Origin of the sequence: Pseudoalteromonas simplex, assembly GCF_015278155.1 — a bacterium.
Classification (GTDB): Bacteria; Pseudomonadota; Gammaproteobacteria; order Enterobacterales; family Alteromonadaceae; genus Pseudoalteromonas; species Pseudoalteromonas simplex.
Genome location: NZ_JADILN010000042.1, coordinates 1 through 450, shown reverse-complemented (window position 1 = coordinate 450; position 450 = coordinate 1). Strand labels below are relative to the sequence as shown.

1 rRNA gene is annotated in these 450 nt (G+C 38.7%); it reads left to right on the top strand.

Annotated elements, in window-relative coordinates:
• Positions 1–351: 351 nt before the first annotated feature.
• A 16S ribosomal RNA gene (locus IRQ78_RS20445) occupies positions 352–450 on the top strand; the annotation flags it as partial.

The following is a 450-nucleotide window of genomic DNA, read 5'->3' as shown; positions in this document are numbered from 1 at the left end:
CGGGCAGCAATGAAAAGCGCTGAACAAAGTGACACAGAGTTAAGTAAAACTTCGGTTTAAAACGGTCTAAAAAGAAAGTTTAAAATTAAGTGTTGACTCGAAAAATTAAGGATGTATTATACGCATCCCTAGCGACAACGTCGCAACGCTCTTTAACAATATAAAGCAATCATCTGTGTGGGCACTCGTACAGATTGAGTTCTAACAGCGAAGCTTAGTTTACTAAGTGGAGCAAACAAATTTAGAGTCTCAAATGTAACTGAGTGACTATATAGTCAATTCGATATCGAAAGGTATCAAAATCAGAATTCATTGAGCATGGTTTGAAGTTTACTTCAAACAAAAAACTTTTAATTGAAGAGTTTGATCATGGCTCAGATTGAACGCTGGCGGCAGGCCTAACACATGCAAGTCGAGCGGTAACAGAGAGTAGCTTGCTACTCTGCTGAC